Genomic DNA, 15,730 nt, shown 5'->3' with positions numbered 1-15,730 from the left:
TAAATGGCAAAGGAACGTGTTGATGTTCTAGCTTACGAACAAGGGCTTTTTGATACCAGAGAGAAAGCCAAGAGAGGAATAATGGCTGGTCTTGTTTATAATACGGATAACCTTCGTTTTGATAAGCCAGGAGAAAAGATTGATGCTGCAACTGAATTGCATATAAAAGGTGAGAAACTTAAATATGTGTCACGAGGTGGTTTGAAACTTGAACGTGCTTTAGAATATTTTGATATTTCAGTAGATGATAAAACTGTACTTGATATTGGTGCATCTACTGGTGGATTTACTGATGTAATGCTCCAATCTGGTGCTAAGCTAAGCTATGCTCTTGATGTTGGTACAAATCAACTTGCTTGGAAAATTCGTCAAGATGACCGAGTTGTCGTGATGGAGCAATTTAATTTCCGTTACGCTAAACCAGATGATTTTAAAGATGGCCTTCCAAGTTTCTCTTCAATTGATGTTAGTTTTATTTCCCTTGGTTTAATTCTTCCACCACTATTTGAGATTTTAGAAGATCAAGGTGAAGTTGTTGCCTTGATTAAACCGCAATTTGAAGCAGGTAGGGAACAGATTGGGAAACATGGGATTATTAAAGACGCTAATGTTCATAAGGAAACGATTGTCAAGGTTACAAATATTGCCCATGGAATAGGCTATTCAGTCCTAGGATTAACACATTCACCAATCAAGGGTGGCCATGGTAATATGGAATTTCTTGTACATTTGAAGAAGGATGGAAAAGATACTGAAGTATCAACTGAGCAAATTGATCAAGTTGTTGAAAATGCACATCAAGAATTAAAGGATAATAAATAATAAATGAAAAAAGCAGATCGTATAAAAGAAATTGAAGAGCTTCTTTCAAGCCAAGATATAAAAACTCAAGATGAATTAGTTAAAAATCTGCAAGAAAAAAATATCGACGTAACTCAGGCAACAATTTCTCGTGATATTAAAGAAATGGGATTAGTAAAGGTCCCAGCTAAATCGGGCGGATATCGTTATAGTCTTCCATCAGGACAAAAAGATAAGTCATATCTATCTTTAATTTTGGATATAGAAGTTCTAGACAAGATGCTTTCCATAAAAACAGGTCCAGGACATGCAATGCTAGCTAAGCGTAATTTGCTTGAATCATATGGACGCCGCATTTTTTCACTCGTAGCAGACGATGATAGTTTACTTTTGGTTGCATATTCGGAGGAAGACGCTCTAATAATCTATCGTTTGTTAGGAGGTGAGTAATATTTTACAAGATATTTCTATTAAAAATTTTGCCATAATTGAAGACATCCATCTTCAGTTTGATAATGGAATGACTATTTTAACAGGTGAAACAGGAGCAGGGAAGTCAATTATAATTGATGCTATGAATCTACTTTTAGGTAGTCGGGCAAGTGTTGATTTCGTTCGCCATGGTGCAGATAAATCCCAAATAGAAGGATTGTTTTTCTATGAAACAACTGCTGGAATAAATGAAAAATTAGAGCAGTTAGGTATTGAAGATACAGGTGAGTTGATATTAAGACGTGAAATTTTCTCAAATGGTAGAAGCGTTTGTCGTATTAATGGTCAAATGGTTAATTTGACAAGCCTTCGGGAAATTGGAGAACATCTTGTTGATATTCATGGACAGCATGATCATCAAGAGTTAATGAATCCAAAGCAGCATCAGGTAATGCTTGATGAGTTTGGTGGAAAAGAATTCATAGCCGTTAAAAAAGCTTATCAAGATAAATTTGAAACATATAGAAATCTTCGCTCCAAGTTACTTGAAAGAAAAAGAAATGAACAAGAATTTGCTCAAAGAATTGATGTTCTTCAATTTCAGATTGATGAGATTCAGACTGCTGAAATTGATTTAACTGAAGATGAAAAACTTCAAGCACGTAGAGAAATTTTGGTAAATAGTAAAAATATCGTTGATTCTTTAAATATTGCCTATGCAGCATTAGATGATGAAGATTATTCAAGTCTTTCGAATGTTAGAAATGCAATGAACGAAGTTGAAACAATTGAAGATTTTTCACCATTATATAAGGAAATTTCATCGAAGGTAGCTGAGAGTTATTATATTTTGGAAGATGTTACTGCTAGTCTAGCTAAAGCCTTAGATGACTTAGAATTCAATCCAAATGAATTGATGTTTTTAGAGGATAGAATTGCAGTATTAGCTACCCTTAAAAAGAAATACGGGCCTGAGCTTTCAGACGTTTTATCTTACCTTGATAATATTAAAAACGAACTTGCTGACTTAACTGGCGGTGAGAATGATAACGAAAGTCTTGAAACTCTAGTTAAAGATGCTGAGAAAGAGTTGGTCATCGCTAGTAATAACCTAAATGATATGAGACGGAAACTTGCTTCTGATCTTGAAAAAGATATAAAAAATGAATTAAAAGATCTTTATATGGAAAAAGCAGATTTCAAAGTTAATTTCGAAAAAGCAAAATTCAATCGCCAAGGTAATGAACACATTGAATTCTTTATTCAAACAAACCCAGGTGAAGGTTTTAAACCACTAGCAAAGACAGCATCTGGTGGAGAGTTAAGTCGTTTAATGCTAGCAATTAAATCATCATTTTCTCGTAAAGAAAATAAGACAAGTATTGTATTTGATGAAGTCGATACTGGTGTGTCAGGAAGAGTCGCACAAGCTATTGCTAATAAAATTTACAAGATTTCTGCAGCAGGACAGGTTTTATGTATTTCTCATTTACCACAAGTAGTTGCAATTGCTGATACTCAATTTTATATTGAAAAACAAAGCAGTGATGATGTTACGACATCTACAGTAAGAAAACTTGACTATGAAGAACGTGTCGAGGAGATTGCGAAAATGCTTGCAGGTGATGATATTAGTAAGGAAGCACGTGCACAAGCTGAAAAATTATTAGTAAAATAGTGAAGCGTTTTCCAAACCTTGAACAAAAATATATTAAGAATGTTTCAGCCAAGTCATTAAAAATTAATAAAAAATATGCTATAATATTAAAGGCTTATTTAAGCCTTTTTTGTTATACTAATAGCATTGCTTTTGAAAAATTAGTATTTTTTTATTTCAAAAAATTTACTGATAATTTATTAATAATTGAAAATATGCTATAATTTTACACATCGGTTTGAAAGTGAGATAATATGGAATTTAAACACGAGACAGTTCTCTTACATGAAACTGTAGATATGCTCAATGTAAAACCTGATGGTATTTATGTTGATGCCACAATGGGCGGTGCAGGGCACAGTAAATACCTGCTAGATAAATTGACTACTGGTCATTTGTATGCCTTTGATCAAGATCAAGTAGCCCATGATAATGCAAAAATTAAATTAAAAAAATATATAGAGCAAGGCTCTGTGACTCTAATAAAAGACAACTTTAGAAATATAAAAAGTGCACTTAGTGATTTAGGTATTGAAAAAATCGATGGTATTCTCTATGACTTAGGCGTATCAAGTCCACAATTTGATGATGTTGGTAGAGGATTTTCATATCGAAATGAAGCAAAGTTAGATATGAGAATGGATCAATCTTCTGATTTAACTGCCTTTGAAGTAGTTAACAAATACCAATATAGTGACTTGGTTAGAATTTTCTATCGCTATGGAGAAGAAAAATACTCAAAACAAATAGCTAGAAAAATTGAAAGCGCTAGAAAAATTGAACCTATTGAGACAACAACGCAACTTTCTGAAGTCATTAAGTCGGCATTACCTCAAAAGGAATTGAAGAAAAAAGGACATCCAGCCAAACGAATTTTTCAATCAATTAGAATTGAAGTTAATGATGAACTTGGTGCAGCAGAAGATTCAATTGAACAAGCAATTGATCTGCTGAATATTGATGGTAGAATTAGTGTTATAACATTTCATTCTTTAGAGGATAGGCTAACAAAAAATATTTTTAAAGAATATAGTACAGTTGATGTTCCAAGAGGTTTGCCTTTTATTCCTGACGAGCTTAAACCAATTTTAGAATTGGTTAATCGTAAGCCAATTTTGGCGAGTCCAGAAGAACTAGAGAATAATAATCGTGCACACAGTGCAAAATTACGAGTTGCTCAGAAACTTAAGGAAAAATAATCAATCAAGTGATAGATAAGGAAGCGTAAGTCATGGCTAAACCTAAAAAAGTATTTGATATTTCATCAGCTGCCAAAGAAGATAGTTACAATATTCGTGCAGAATCTGTGTCATCAAACTTGTTGACGAATATTATGAATAAAATGACAAAAATAGAAAAGTCATTTTATCTTGTAATTATCTTTACAGCGATTATTATTGCTATTGGCACAGTTTTCGTGAGGACAAAAGTCATGCAAACTGAACAAAACCTCTCTGATGTACAATATGAAATTGATAAGAAGAAAACTAGACATGAGGAGCTAGATCAACAAATTCAGGAACTATCAAGATCGGAAAGGGTTATTAAGATTGCAGAAAATAATAACCTGAGATCTAATAACAAAAATATACGGAAAGCAACAAAATGAAAAAAATCTTTTTGATTCCATGGGAAATAATAAAGAAATATATTAAAAAAGCAAATCTAACGCCTGGTCAAAATAGAAAACGAGTTGAGCAAAGTTTATTTTTTGTTACGATTTTATTATTTGTCGTTTTTGCTTTAAGATTAATATGGATTGTTGGAACTGACCATGTCGCGGGAGAAAGTCTTTCAGATAAGTCGAAAAAAAATGTACAATCAACTCAAGTAATACAGGCGAAGCGAGGTACAATTTTTGATCGTAACGGAGTTCCAATTGCAATAGATTCAAGTAGTTATACTGTTTATGTAATTACGGATACGAATTATGTAAATAATAAAGAAGAACGACTATATGCTAACAGTAATGACTTTAAGAATATTGAGAAGATATTTAAAGACAATTTAGGAATGGATACTAACTACGTTTCTGAACAGCTTAACGATAAAGATAAAAAATATATTTATTTTGGTACAAAAGGTTCAAATATTGACTTCAGTACTCGTGATAAAATCGAAAAGGAAGCAGAGAAACAAAAAGTCAAAGGTATAAAGTTTGAACCTCATTTATCAAGAAGTTATCCTAATGGTCAATTTGCATCTCATTTCATTGGACAAGCTACTCTAGAGAATAACGATGAGTCGAAAGGTCTAATTGGCGTAAATGGTATAGAAGCTAGCCTAAACTCAACTCTTAGTGGTAAGAATGGAGTTCAGGTATTACAAAAAAGTAAACTTGGTGTTCCATTACCAGGTACTGTTGAATCAATAAAAGAGGCTACTGATGGTAGTGATGTTTATACGACACTGGATTCTTCTCTTCAGACTTATCTTGAATCATTAGTTGATAGTGCTACAAAAGGGGCAGATGCAAAAGAACTTGCTGCTACTTTAGTAAAGGCTGACACAGGTGAGATTTTAGCTACAACACAGAGACCAACCTTTAATCCAGAAACAAAAGAAGGTTTAGATAAAGAAAATTTCCCTTGGGCGAATTTCCTTTATCAAACTAATTATGAACCTGGTTCAACAATGAAGATATTCACTCTTGCATCTGCAATAAATACAAATGTAATGAATCCAAACGAATATTATACTAGTGGTACATACGTAATTGATGGTCAAGAAATTCATGACTGGGATGTTAGTATAAATCCTAATGGTAGAACAATGACCTTCCCACAAGGTTTCGCTTTATCAAGTAATATTGGTATGACTATTTTAGAGAAAAAAATGGGTGATAAAGTTTGGCGTAATTATTTAGAGAGATTCAAATTTGGAACTCGAACAAATATGGGAGCTGGAACTGAAGAAGCTGGGCAATTTCCTGATAACAATACTGTAACAAATGGTATGAGTTCATTTGGTCAAGGTATTGGTGTAAACCAGTTGCAGATGATTAGAGGTTACTTAGCGATAAGTAATAGCGGTACAATGTTAGAGCCTCATTTTATAAATCGAATTGTAACAAATAATAAAGTTAGACAGGTTACACCTGAAATTGTTGGTAAGCCTGTTGATGCTTTAGCAGCCAATCAAACTCTTCAATATATGATAAATGTAGGTACAGATCCAGTTTATGGTACTGCTTATAATTTTTCTAATAATAGTCCATATTTCCAAGTTGAAGGACAGAATGTTTCGGTGAAAACTGGTACTGCCCAAATTGCTGCTGATGCTAAAGATGGTGGTGGATACTTAAAAGGGGCTACTCAATACGTGTATTCAGCTGTAGTAATAACACCAACTGAAAATCCTGAGTATATAATGTATATGACAATGAAAGAGCCTACAAACTGGAAGCTTGATTATATAGCAGATGTTGCAAATCCACTATTAACTAGAGCAATGGAAATGAAAGATACTTTAGCTATAGCTGATACTGGACTTGAAACAGAAAAAATAAAAATAAAGAATTATGTTGGTGAAAAACCAAATATGACAGCACAAGAGTTGAGACGTGAAATTCTTGCACCAGTTATTATTGGTGATGGCGGAAAAATTATTAAGCAGTCTGTTAGTGAAGGTACTTCAGTTAATCCTAATAGAAGAATATTATTATTAACTGATGGTGAAATTACTATGCCAGATATTTATGGCTGGACAAAATTTGATACTGAAAAATTTGCTGAATGGATGGACTTAGAGGTCGAATTTACAGGTACAGGAAATAAGGTAATAGGCCAAAGTATTGAAATGAACGCAGATATTTCAAAAAATAAGAAATTAGTAGTGAATTTAGGAGTATAAAATGACATTCGAAACAATAATTGCTGGAATTGTTACCTTCATTGTAACATTCCTAGCAATTCCAGAGTTTATTAAATTTTTCCATAAGAAAAAAATTGGTGGTCAACAAATGCATGAAGATGTACACCAACATGCGCAAAAAGCAGGAACACCTACTATGGGAGGAATTGTTTTCGTAGTAGCTTCTCTCCTTGTATCTTTGCTATTTGCAATAATATACGGAGTTCTAACACCTCCGTTTTGGATTGCTTGGATAGTATTTGCAATTTATGCAGCTGTCGGATTTGCTGACGATTTCTTGAAAGTATTTAGACAAATCAATCAAGGACTTACAAGCCTACAAAAGTTAATCGCTCAGATTTTAACTGGTATACTTGCCTACTTTATCTTTATGCATGAAGAAGGAGCAAACTTTATCAATATTTTTGGTTTAAAAGTTAATGTTGGTATATTCTTCGCAATCTTTCTAATCTTTTGGTTAGTTGGGTTCTCAAATGCTGTTAACCTAACAGATGGTATTGATGGATTAGCTAGTATTTCGGTCGTAATCTCACTTGCTGCTTATGCAGTGATAGCTTATAATCAAAAACAATTTGATGTCTTGTTGATAATTATGACTACAATTGGTGGGCTACTTGCTTTCTTTTACTACAACCATAAACCTGCCAAAATATTTATGGGAGACGTTGGAAGCCTTGCATTGGGTGGATTGTTAGCTATTATTTCAATCCTGCTGCATGCTGAGTGGACATTATTATTAATTGGTATTGTATATGTTTTCGAGACATTATCGGTTATGCTTCAAGTTAGCTACTTTAAGTTCTCAGGCGGAAAAAGAATTTTCAGAATGACACCAGTACACCATCACTTTGAACTTGGTGGATTCACTGGTCATGGTAAAGCATGGAGTGAGTGGAAGGTTGATTTCCTTTTCTGGGCTATTGGATTCTTTGGAAGTGCATTAGCATTGATAATTTATTTTGCAACATACAAATAAAAGAGAATTATAAAAGATCTGTTAGAAATTTTCTAGCAGATTTTTTGAAAATTTATGTCTAAAATATTTGACGAATTTAAAAATTATGTTATTATTGTGATATCAAAAGAAGGAGAAATAGAAATGACAAACAACAAATTTACATCAAATAATACTTGTTGTTGTTGCGTGGTAGAAAAATCTAGCATGTCATTTTGTCGTACTATTTCGCAAGAGAAAATCTAACAATAATATAGTATTAATCTGAGTCTCATTAATTTGAGATTTATTTCTACATTATTAATAGGTATTTCAGGAGCTGATTTAGTCAGCTCCTTTTTCTTTTAATTATCTTCACAATATATCACTTAGTTTATCATCTCAGTTTAACTGTACATTAAGGAGAAAGAATGATTGTAACAAATGTCCACGATTTAATTGGCAATACGCCCATTATATCCTTTACTAATAATGAATTTGAGGAAATCCCCTTAGGTTCAACTGTTTATGCAAAGCTAGAATTTTTAAACCCCGGAGGAAGCGTTAAGGATAGGCTTGGTCAACATCTTATTGCTAGTGGAATTGAAAAAGGCTTGATAAATTCTGATACGACAATAATTGAGCCAACTGCTGGTAATACAGGAATTGGTGTAGCACTTGCTGCTTTAAAATATAAGTTGAAAACAATATTTGTAGTGCCAGAGAAATTCAGTCAAGAAAAGCAGGACTTGATGACAGCTCTAGGTGCTCAAATTGTACATAGTCCAACTGAAGAAGGTATCAAAGGTGCAATTGCAAAAGCAAAAGAACTAGATAACAAAATTGAAAACTCATATCTACCTCTACAATTTGAAAATGATGATAATCCCGATACTTACTATAAAGCAATGGGCCCAGAAATTACAAAAGATTTGAATGATGAAATTGATTCATTTGTGGCTGGTGTAGGAAGTGGTGGAACCTTTTCTGGTCTAGGTAAATACCTACAAGAGAAAATCGCTGATATTAGATTAATTGGAGTCGAGCCAGTGGGTTCTATTTTGAACGGAGGTCAGTCACATGGTCACGAGATTGAAGGAATCGGAGTAGAATTTATTCCAAAGTTCTTTCAAAGCCTAGATATTGCAGGTTATGAAACAGTGAGTGACCAAGAAGGTTTTGACATGACCAGAAAATTAGCATCAACACATGGATTACTCGTTGGTAGTTCATCAGGTGCTGCAATGGTAGCTGCCTTACGGGAAGCAAGTAAACTTCCCCAAGGTTCAAAAATATTGACTATTTTCCCAGATGGTGGGGAAAAATACTTATCAAAAGATATATATAAAAGAGAGGAATATTAAAAATGCACATTAATACTAAATTTATTCATGGCGGAATTTCAGAAGACAAGACAACAGGAGCTGTAAGTGTTCCGATTTACCAAACATCAACTTACCGTCAAAACGGTCTTGGTCAACCTAAAGAATATGAATATTCTCGTTCTGGTAACCCAACAAGACACGCACTTGAAGAATTGATAGCTGACCTTGAAGGTGGGGTACAAGGATTTGCCTTTGGTTCAGGACTTGCTGGGATTCACACAGTTCTATCTTTATTTGAACCAGGTAGCCACATCATCTTAGGGGATGATGTTTACGGTGGAACTTTCAGGATCGTTGACAAAGTTTTTGTGAAAAACGGTTTGGAGTATACGATTGTTGATACAAGTAATCTTGCAAACATTGAAGAAAATATTCAAGAAAACACTAAGGCAATCTATGTTGAAAGCCCAAGTAATCCACTTTTGAAAATTACTGATATCCAAGCAGTAGCAGAACTAGCTAAGAAGCATAATCTATTGACACTCGTTGATAATACATTTGCCACACCTTACCTTCAACGTCCACTAGAACTTGGTGCTGATATTGTCCTTCATAGTGGGACTAAGTATCTAGGTGGTCACAGTGACGTTGTATCAGGACTTGTAACGACAAACAATCAAGAACTTGCTTCTGAGATTGGTTTCCTTCAAAATGCAGTAGGAGGTATCTTAGGACCACAGGATAGCTGGTTAACTCAACGTGGAATTAAGACACTCGGTATCCGTATGGAAGCGCATCAAAAAAATGCTCAAGCAGTAGCTGAGTATCTTGAAAATCACGAAGCAGTTGAAAAAGTGTTCTACCCAGGACTTGCTAGCCATGAGGGACATGAACTTGCTAAAAAACAAATGTCTGGCTTTGGTGGAATGGTTTCATTTGAATTGAAAAATGAAGCAAAAACAGCAGAATTTGTTGAAGCACTTAAAATCTTTACCCTTGCTGAAAGTTTAGGTGGAGTTGAAAGCCTAGTAGAAGTACCATCTATCATGACTCATGCTTCTATTCCAAAAGACAAACGAGAAGCCGCAGGAATCAAAGATGGATTGGTTCGCCTATCAGTTGGTATCGAATACGTAGATGATTTACTTGCAGACGTTAAACAAGCACTTGAGAAAGTTGGAAAATAAATGGGATTAGAATTCATGCCAATCTTTAAGGATTGGGCAGTAAGTTACGATGATGAAGTAGAAGGCCACAATCCACAATATAAGGACGTCTTTGAAGGTTACTGGGATGTTATCACAGAAATCACCAATCAGTCAGGAAACAGCATTCTCGAGTTTGGAAGTGGCACAGGCAATCTAACCGAAAAACTACTTCAAGCAGGTAAAAAAGTATATCCGATCGAACCATCTCAAGAGATGAGAGCCGTTGCGCAGGAAAAATTGAAGGATTATCAAGTAGAATTTTTAGATGGAGACATGGAAAACTTCCCTCAACCAGAGAATGAAGTTGACACAATTGTCTCTAATCTGGTTTTTCATCATCTCAATGCAGCTGAAAAAAATTCAGCATTGGCAGCATATAATAAAATCCTACCATCCGGTGGCAAAATAATATTTGGTGATACAATGTTCCTTTCTCAAGCAGCATTAGATGCTATCATTGAAAGAGAAAGCTCACGCGGCTTCGAGGATTTAGTAGAAGATTTAAACAGAGAATACTATCCTTTGATTACCGATTTGGAAGAAATTTTCCGCGCTAATAACTTCAAGACAAATTACCGTCAGATGAATAATTATGTCTGGATAGTTATTGCAGAAAAAATAAATTGAAATTTAGAAAATAAGACAAAATAAAAAAGGTTGGTAAATTTTACCAGCCTTTTCGTATATAGTTGATTAAAATAGAAATAAGACAAGGCGACGAATTGATGATAGAACTAGCGTTCATCGAGATGAGTCAACGATGTATTAATCTATTTTTAAACGACTATATATTAGAAATCGTAGTCTTCGTCAGCCATACTCTCAACTTGACCAAGTAGGTATCCATTACCAACTTGACTGAAGAAGTCGTGGTTGCTTGTTCCTGTTGATAATCCGTTCATAACGATTGGATTAACATCACTTGCATTATCAGGAAATAGAGGTTCAAAACCTAAATTCATTAATGCTTTATTGGCATTATAGCGTAAGAAGGTTTTAACTTCTTCATCCCAACCAATTTCACCATATAAATCATCTGTATAGCGTTCTTCATTCTCATAAAGTTCGAATAGAAGTTCATATGCCCAGTTTTTAAGGTTTTCTTGTTCTTCGTCACTTAGTTCGTTGAAACCAAGTTGGAATTTGTAACCGATATAAGTTCCATGGACACTTTCATCTCGAATAATAAGTTTAATTATTTCTGCTACGTTTGAAAGTTTATTATTTCCAAGGTAGTAAAGAGGAGTGAAGAACCCTGAGTAGAACAGGAAAGTTTCTAGGAAGACACTGGCAACCTTTTTCTCTAAAGGAGTACCATCACGGTAAATTCCATTAACTCTTTGAGCTTTATATTGTAAAACTTCATTTTCTGAAACCCAGTCAAAGATTTCGTCAATTTCAGTTTTTGTGTTTAATGTTGAAAAGATACTTGAGTAGCTTTTTGCATGGACACTTTCCATGAATTGGATATTGTTAAGAACAGCTTCTTCGTGTTGAGTACGAGCATCTGCACGTAAGCTATCCATACCTGTCTCAGATTGGACAGTATCTAGAAGAGTAAGTCCTCCAAATACTTTTCCTACCAAGTCTTTTTCGTTTTCAGAAAGATGGCGCCAGTCGTCAAGGTCATTTGATAGTGGGATACGTGTATCTAGCCAAAACTGTTCTGTTAGTTTTTCCCAAGTAGACTTATCAATCATGTCTTCAATGGCGTTCCAGTTTATGGCTTTATAATAATCATTCATTTTATTCTCCAAATAAATATTGTAAAAATTCGTTCCTTATAAATACTTAAATTTGATTTATAAGGAAGGCATAAGAGTACAGCTTGTGAGTCTTATGCTGAACTTAAATTACACAGCTTTCACATTGGTTTGCCCCAACTTCGTCACCATTATCAGTAAATGTTCTAACGTAATAAATACTCTTAACACCTTGTTTCCAAGCATAGTTACGCAGAATATTAAGGTCACGAGTTGTTTGTTTTGGACTTGTCTTCCAGTCATAGATTCCTTCTGGAATTTCTGAACGAACAAATAATGTTAGGCTTAATCCTTGGTCGACGTGTTTTGTAGCAGCTGCATAAACATCAATAACTTTACGCATATCCATATCGTAGGCACTTGTGTAATAAGGGATTGTGTCAGTGGCTAAATCACGTGCTGGGTAATAAATTTTACCAGTTTTCTTTTCTTGACGTTCTTCAATACGTTGAGTAATAGGATGAATACTTGCTGATACATCATTGATATAACTAATTGAACCATTTGGAGCAACAGCTAGGCGATTTTGATGATATAATCCATCAGTTTGAACTTGTTCTCTAAGTTCTTGCCAATCAGCAGCAGTAGGAATTTTAATTCCTTCAAATAATTTTGCAATAACTGGTGAAATCTCTTTATCTTCTTTAACATAGTCATCAAAGTAAGAACCATCAGCATATTTTGATTTTTCAAAGTTATAAAACTTAATTCCACGTTCTTTAGCAATCTTATTACTTGATACAAGAGAATAGTAGTTAAGAAGCATGAAGTAGATATCAGTAAATTCTACAGATTCAGGACTACCATATTCGATATGGTTCTTAGCAAAGTATGAATGAAGACCCATAGCACCAAGTCCAATAGTATGAGCACGATCGTTACCATTTTTAATAGATGGAACAACATCGATACTAGAACTATCTGTAACAAAAGTTAAGGCTCTGACCATTGCATCAATTGATTTGGCAAAATCTTTTGTATTCATAAGGTTAACAACGTTTGTAGAACCTAAGTTACATGAAATATCAGTACCTAGTTTTTCATATGTTTGATCATTGTTAATAATACTTGGTTCTTGTACTTGAAGAATTTCAGAACATAGATTACTCATAACAATTCTTCCATCAATTGGATTTGCATTGTTTGCAGTATCAATATTCACGATATATGGATAACCAGATTCTTGTTGAAGTTTAGCAATTTCTTGCTCTAAATCACGTGCTCTGATTTTCTTTTTATCAATTTCAGGGTTTGCTACCATGTTGTCATATTCAGCAGTGATATCAACATAAGAGAATGGTTTACCATAAATTCTTTCAACGTCATATGGACTAAATAAATACATGTCTTCATTTGCTTTGATTAATTCATAGTATTTATCAGGAACAGTCACACCGAGTGAAAGTGTCTTGACACGAATTTTTTCATCAGCATTTTCTTTTTTAGTTGATAAGAAGGCAATAATATCTGGATGGAAAACATTAAGGTAAACAACACCTGCACCCTGTCTTTGTCCAAGTTGGTTTGAATAAGAAAATGAATCTTCGTAAAGTTTCATAACAGGAACAACTCCACTTGCTGCATTAGCAATGCCTTTAATAGGAGCACCAGCTTCACGCAAGTTAGAGAGATTAATTCCAACACCACCACCAATACGAGATAGTTGAAGTGCTGAGTTAACTGAACGACCAATTGCATTCATATCGTCTGTTGGTTGAATTAAGAAACATGATACCAGTTCACCACGGCGGCTACGTCCAGCATTTAAGAAACTAGGAGTAGCAGGTTGGTAACGTTGATTTAACATTTCGTCAGCAATTGAACGTGCGAGTTCTTCATCACCATCAGCGAAGTAAAGAGCATTTAAGAGAACACGATCTTCAACATTTTCAAGATAATATTCACCATCATTAGTCTTCATTGCATATTGTTGATAAAACTTATACGCAGCCATGAATGATTTGAATTTAAAGTTTTGATCATAAAGCCAAGTACTTAATTCCTCAATAAAAGAAAAATTGTATTTCCCAAAGAAATCTTTTTCAATATAATCATTATCTAATAAATAATCAAAACGTTCTCTCAAAGTATCAAAACGCATTAGATTTGGCTCAACATTTTCAATAAAAAAAGCCTCTAAAGCCTCTTGATCCTTGTGAAGAGGGATTTGACCATCAATAGGAATATTAATTTCATTATTTAGGCGAAAATAAGTTACGTCGCCAAGATTTTTTAAAGACATGTGTCCTCCAATTTATAAATAAAAATTCACTATAACATTAAATATTATAGCAAATTATTTGTAGAAAATTATTTTATTTTTGTAATAATTTCTAATACATTTGCAACATCTTCTTGCGTGCCATTGAACTCGAAAGAGTACAGCATGGGAAGGTTATATTTTTTAGCTAAATCTTTTGCTGTATAGACAAATTCATCACCAAAGTTTCGATTTCCACTTCCAAGTATTCCACAACATTTGTCAGAATAATCTTCAAGGAATTCGTCAGCAGGATAAGTGATATCTGGCTCATAAGTGGGTACAACTAAAATAAAGCTATCATCAATATCTGATTGAGAAAAATTTGTAATTTCAAAACTTGGTAAGTTAAGTTTCTTTACAAAACGTCGAACTTGGCCAGTTACAGAAAAATAAGCAATTTTCATCATCTTATGACGCTAATTTAGCAAGTTCAGCTGGACGAAAACCAGAGAATGAAAGGTCATCTTTTGCAATAATTGGGGCAGCCATAAATCCCATTTCTTTTACTTTTTCTACATATTCAGGTTGCTCATCGAGATTGATTTCTTGAAATTGAATTTCTTTATCGCTCAACCATTTTTTTACCATCTTGCATTGCATGCAATTATTTTTTGAAAAAACTGTAACCATTTATATAAACTCCTATCATTTTTTAAATAGTATGTGATTATTCTAAATCAAAAAAATATTTTTTGCAAGTTAAAAAACACAATATATAGTGTTCTTTTTGAAAAGTATACCCTATATTTTGTGTTTTTATATAAATTAAATTATTTTGTTTTTTGTTTAGTTATGTTAAGTCCAAAGGGGACAAGGTTTTCATCGTGATTCATAATACGCTTAATATTATCTTTATGTTTATAAATTATAAAGAATGCTAAAATTAAAGTTAAAATTGTAAAAATGGGATCGTATGATTTAAAGATAAAATGAATTGATGGGAAAATTAAAACTGCTAATCCACCAATAACCGCACAAGCAACACTTGCAAAACTCACCATGCTGGTCAGATATAGTGTAATGACAAAAATAATTAGCAAGAAAAAGAAGAAGTAGGGATTATAGGCAAAGAGCATACCAGCACTTGTTGCTACCGCTTTTCCTCCTTTAAAGTGGTCAAAGATTGAGCAAGTATGTCCAAAAATTGCTAAAATACCAAATACGACGGGTGAGATTCCATGAACATTAAATATTAATGGAAGACAAGTAGCGATATAACCTTTGAAAAAGTCTAAAATAAATACAATAATTCCGGCTTTTCTACCTAATATACGAAAGGTATTTGTAGTTCCTGTATTGCCACTTCCATAATCATGAAGATTTTTATGGAAAAATATTTTTCCAATCCACAGACCTGATGGAATTGAGCCTAGCAAATATGCTAAAACTAATAATATAACGATTTTCATAAGATAATTATATCAGATTTTACTAAAAGAAATAATACAAAAGAATTATTTCTTTAGATTTTAAA

General features: G+C 33.6%; 15 protein-coding genes. 10 read left to right on the top strand and 5 right to left on the bottom strand.

All coding sequences use genetic code 11. The features are described from left to right. The first annotated feature begins 3 nt into the window (after positions 1 to 3). From BG262_RS01655 to BG262_RS01605, 10 genes are all read left to right on the top strand, one after another. The gene (locus BG262_RS01655) at positions 4 to 822 is read left to right on the top strand and encodes a TlyA family RNA methyltransferase (RefSeq protein ID WP_070787151.1); all 819 of its coding nucleotides are present in this window, start codon (positions 4 to 6) and stop codon (positions 820 to 822) included. Between the two features lie 3 nt (positions 823 to 825). Then, entirely contained in the window at positions 826 to 1,251 is a 426-nt protein-coding gene (locus BG262_RS01650; protein ID WP_070787150.1) for an arginine repressor, read from the top strand. Between the two features lies 1 nt (position 1,252). Continuing rightward, on the top strand, positions 1,253 to 2,911 hold the full coding sequence (recN, locus tag BG262_RS01645; protein WP_070787235.1) for a DNA repair protein RecN: 1,659 nt from the start codon (positions 1,253 to 1,255) through the stop codon (positions 2,909 to 2,911). 233 nt (positions 2,912 to 3,144) lie between these two features. After that, positions 3,145 to 4,089 carry a 16S rRNA (cytosine(1402)-N(4))-methyltransferase RsmH gene (gene rsmH / locus BG262_RS01635; protein ID WP_070787148.1) on the top strand — a complete coding sequence of 315 codons (945 nt, stop codon included), beginning with the start codon at positions 3,145 to 3,147 and terminating at the stop codon, positions 4,087 to 4,089. 32 nt (positions 4,090 to 4,121) lie between these two features. Then, on the top strand, positions 4,122 to 4,499 hold the full coding sequence (gene ftsL / locus BG262_RS01630; protein ID WP_083312859.1) for a cell division protein FtsL: 378 nt from the start codon (positions 4,122 to 4,124) through the stop codon (positions 4,497 to 4,499). Beyond that, a complete protein-coding gene (locus tag BG262_RS01625; protein ID WP_070787147.1) occupies positions 4,496 to 6,742 on the top strand; it encodes a penicillin-binding transpeptidase domain-containing protein in 2,247 nt (748 codons plus the stop codon). The genes ftsL and BG262_RS01625 overlap by 4 nt, the downstream gene beginning before the upstream one ends. 1 nt (position 6,743) lies before the next feature. Beyond that, positions 6,744 to 7,739 carry a phospho-N-acetylmuramoyl-pentapeptide-transferase gene (mraY, locus tag BG262_RS01620; RefSeq protein WP_070787146.1) on the top strand — a complete coding sequence of 332 codons (996 nt, stop codon included), beginning with the start codon at positions 6,744 to 6,746 and terminating at the stop codon, positions 7,737 to 7,739. A gap of 389 nt (positions 7,740 to 8,128) precedes the next feature. After that, the gene (locus BG262_RS01615) at positions 8,129 to 9,061 is read left to right on the top strand and encodes a PLP-dependent cysteine synthase family protein (RefSeq protein ID WP_070787145.1); all 933 of its coding nucleotides are present in this window, start codon (positions 8,129 to 8,131) and stop codon (positions 9,059 to 9,061) included. A 2-nt stretch (positions 9,062 to 9,063) separates the two neighbouring features. Further along, positions 9,064 to 10,209: a cystathionine gamma-synthase gene (locus BG262_RS01610; RefSeq protein WP_070787144.1), complete on the top strand. Its 1,146-nt coding sequence runs from the start codon at positions 9,064 to 9,066 to the stop codon at positions 10,207 to 10,209. Then, the gene (locus tag BG262_RS01605) at positions 10,210 to 10,857 is read left to right on the top strand and encodes a class I SAM-dependent methyltransferase (RefSeq protein WP_070787143.1); all 648 of its coding nucleotides are present in this window, start codon (positions 10,210 to 10,212) and stop codon (positions 10,855 to 10,857) included. A gap of 164 nt (positions 10,858 to 11,021) precedes the next feature. Here BG262_RS01605 and nrdF read toward each other — a convergent pair whose 3' ends face one another. The 5 genes from nrdF to plsY all read right to left on the bottom strand — a co-directional run bounded on the left by nrdF (position 11,022) and on the right by plsY (position 15,665). Beyond that, positions 11,022 to 11,975 (bottom strand): class 1b ribonucleoside-diphosphate reductase subunit beta, encoded by a 954-nt coding sequence (nrdF, locus tag BG262_RS01600; protein ID WP_070787142.1) that lies wholly within the window; start codon positions 11,973 to 11,975, stop codon positions 11,022 to 11,024. Between the two features lie 103 nt (positions 11,976 to 12,078). Next, a complete protein-coding gene (gene nrdE, locus BG262_RS01595; RefSeq protein WP_070787141.1) occupies positions 12,079 to 14,235 on the bottom strand; it encodes a class 1b ribonucleoside-diphosphate reductase subunit alpha in 2,157 nt (718 codons plus the stop codon). A 68-nt stretch (positions 14,236 to 14,303) separates the two neighbouring features. Beyond that, positions 14,304 to 14,663 carry a class Ib ribonucleoside-diphosphate reductase assembly flavoprotein NrdI gene (nrdI, locus tag BG262_RS01590; protein WP_233278809.1) on the bottom strand — a complete coding sequence of 120 codons (360 nt, stop codon included), beginning with the start codon at positions 14,661 to 14,663 and terminating at the stop codon, positions 14,304 to 14,306. Position 14,664: 1 nt separating this feature from the next. Continuing rightward, the gene (gene nrdH / locus BG262_RS01585) at positions 14,665 to 14,886 is read right to left on the bottom strand and encodes a glutaredoxin-like protein NrdH (RefSeq protein WP_070787140.1); all 222 of its coding nucleotides are present in this window, start codon (positions 14,884 to 14,886) and stop codon (positions 14,665 to 14,667) included. A 140-nt stretch (positions 14,887 to 15,026) separates the two neighbouring features. Further along, positions 15,027 to 15,665, bottom strand: a complete 639-nt coding sequence (gene plsY, locus BG262_RS01580; protein WP_070787139.1) for a glycerol-3-phosphate 1-O-acyltransferase PlsY — start codon at positions 15,663 to 15,665, stop codon at positions 15,027 to 15,029. Positions 15,666 to 15,730 lie beyond the last annotated feature (65 nt).

The sequence above is a fragment of the Floricoccus penangensis genome (assembly GCF_001832885.1).
Classification (GTDB): Bacteria; Bacillota; Bacilli; order Lactobacillales; family Streptococcaceae; genus Floricoccus; species Floricoccus penangensis.
This window is presented reverse-complemented; position numbering and strand designations above follow the sequence as displayed.

Bases quoted from the DNA above. Each gene is read 5' to 3' on its own strand.
- nrdI (WP_233278809.1), bottom strand. From the start codon at position 14,663: ATGATGAAAATTGCTTATTTTTCTGTAACTGGCCAAGTTCGACGTTTT.
- rsmH (WP_070787148.1), top strand. From the start codon at position 3,145: ATGGAATTTAAACACGAGACAGTTCTCTTACATGAAACTGTAGATATG.
- ftsL (WP_083312859.1), top strand. From the start codon at position 4,122: ATGGCTAAACCTAAAAAAGTATTTGATATTTCATCAGCTGCCAAAGAA.
- nrdH (WP_070787140.1), bottom strand. From the start codon at position 14,886: ATGGTTACAGTTTTTTCAAAAAATAATTGCATGCAATGCAAGATGGTA.
- plsY (WP_070787139.1), bottom strand. From the start codon at position 15,665: ATGAAAATCGTTATATTATTAGTTTTAGCATATTTGCTAGGCTCAATT.
- BG262_RS01625 (WP_070787147.1), top strand. From the start codon at position 4,496: ATGAAAAAAATCTTTTTGATTCCATGGGAAATAATAAAGAAATATATT.
- nrdE (WP_070787141.1), bottom strand. From the start codon at position 14,235: ATGTCTTTAAAAAATCTTGGCGACGTAACTTATTTTCGCCTAAATAAT.
- BG262_RS01610 (WP_070787144.1), top strand. From the start codon at position 9,064: ATGCACATTAATACTAAATTTATTCATGGCGGAATTTCAGAAGACAAG.
- BG262_RS01605 (WP_070787143.1), top strand. From the start codon at position 10,210: ATGGGATTAGAATTCATGCCAATCTTTAAGGATTGGGCAGTAAGTTAC.
- nrdF (WP_070787142.1), bottom strand. From the start codon at position 11,975: ATGAATGATTATTATAAAGCCATAAACTGGAACGCCATTGAAGACATG.
- BG262_RS01655 (WP_070787151.1), top strand. From the start codon at position 4: ATGGCAAAGGAACGTGTTGATGTTCTAGCTTACGAACAAGGGCTTTTT.
- BG262_RS01615 (WP_070787145.1), top strand. From the start codon at position 8,129: ATGATTGTAACAAATGTCCACGATTTAATTGGCAATACGCCCATTATA.
- mraY (WP_070787146.1), top strand. From the start codon at position 6,744: ATGACATTCGAAACAATAATTGCTGGAATTGTTACCTTCATTGTAACA.
- BG262_RS01650 (WP_070787150.1), top strand. From the start codon at position 826: ATGAAAAAAGCAGATCGTATAAAAGAAATTGAAGAGCTTCTTTCAAGC.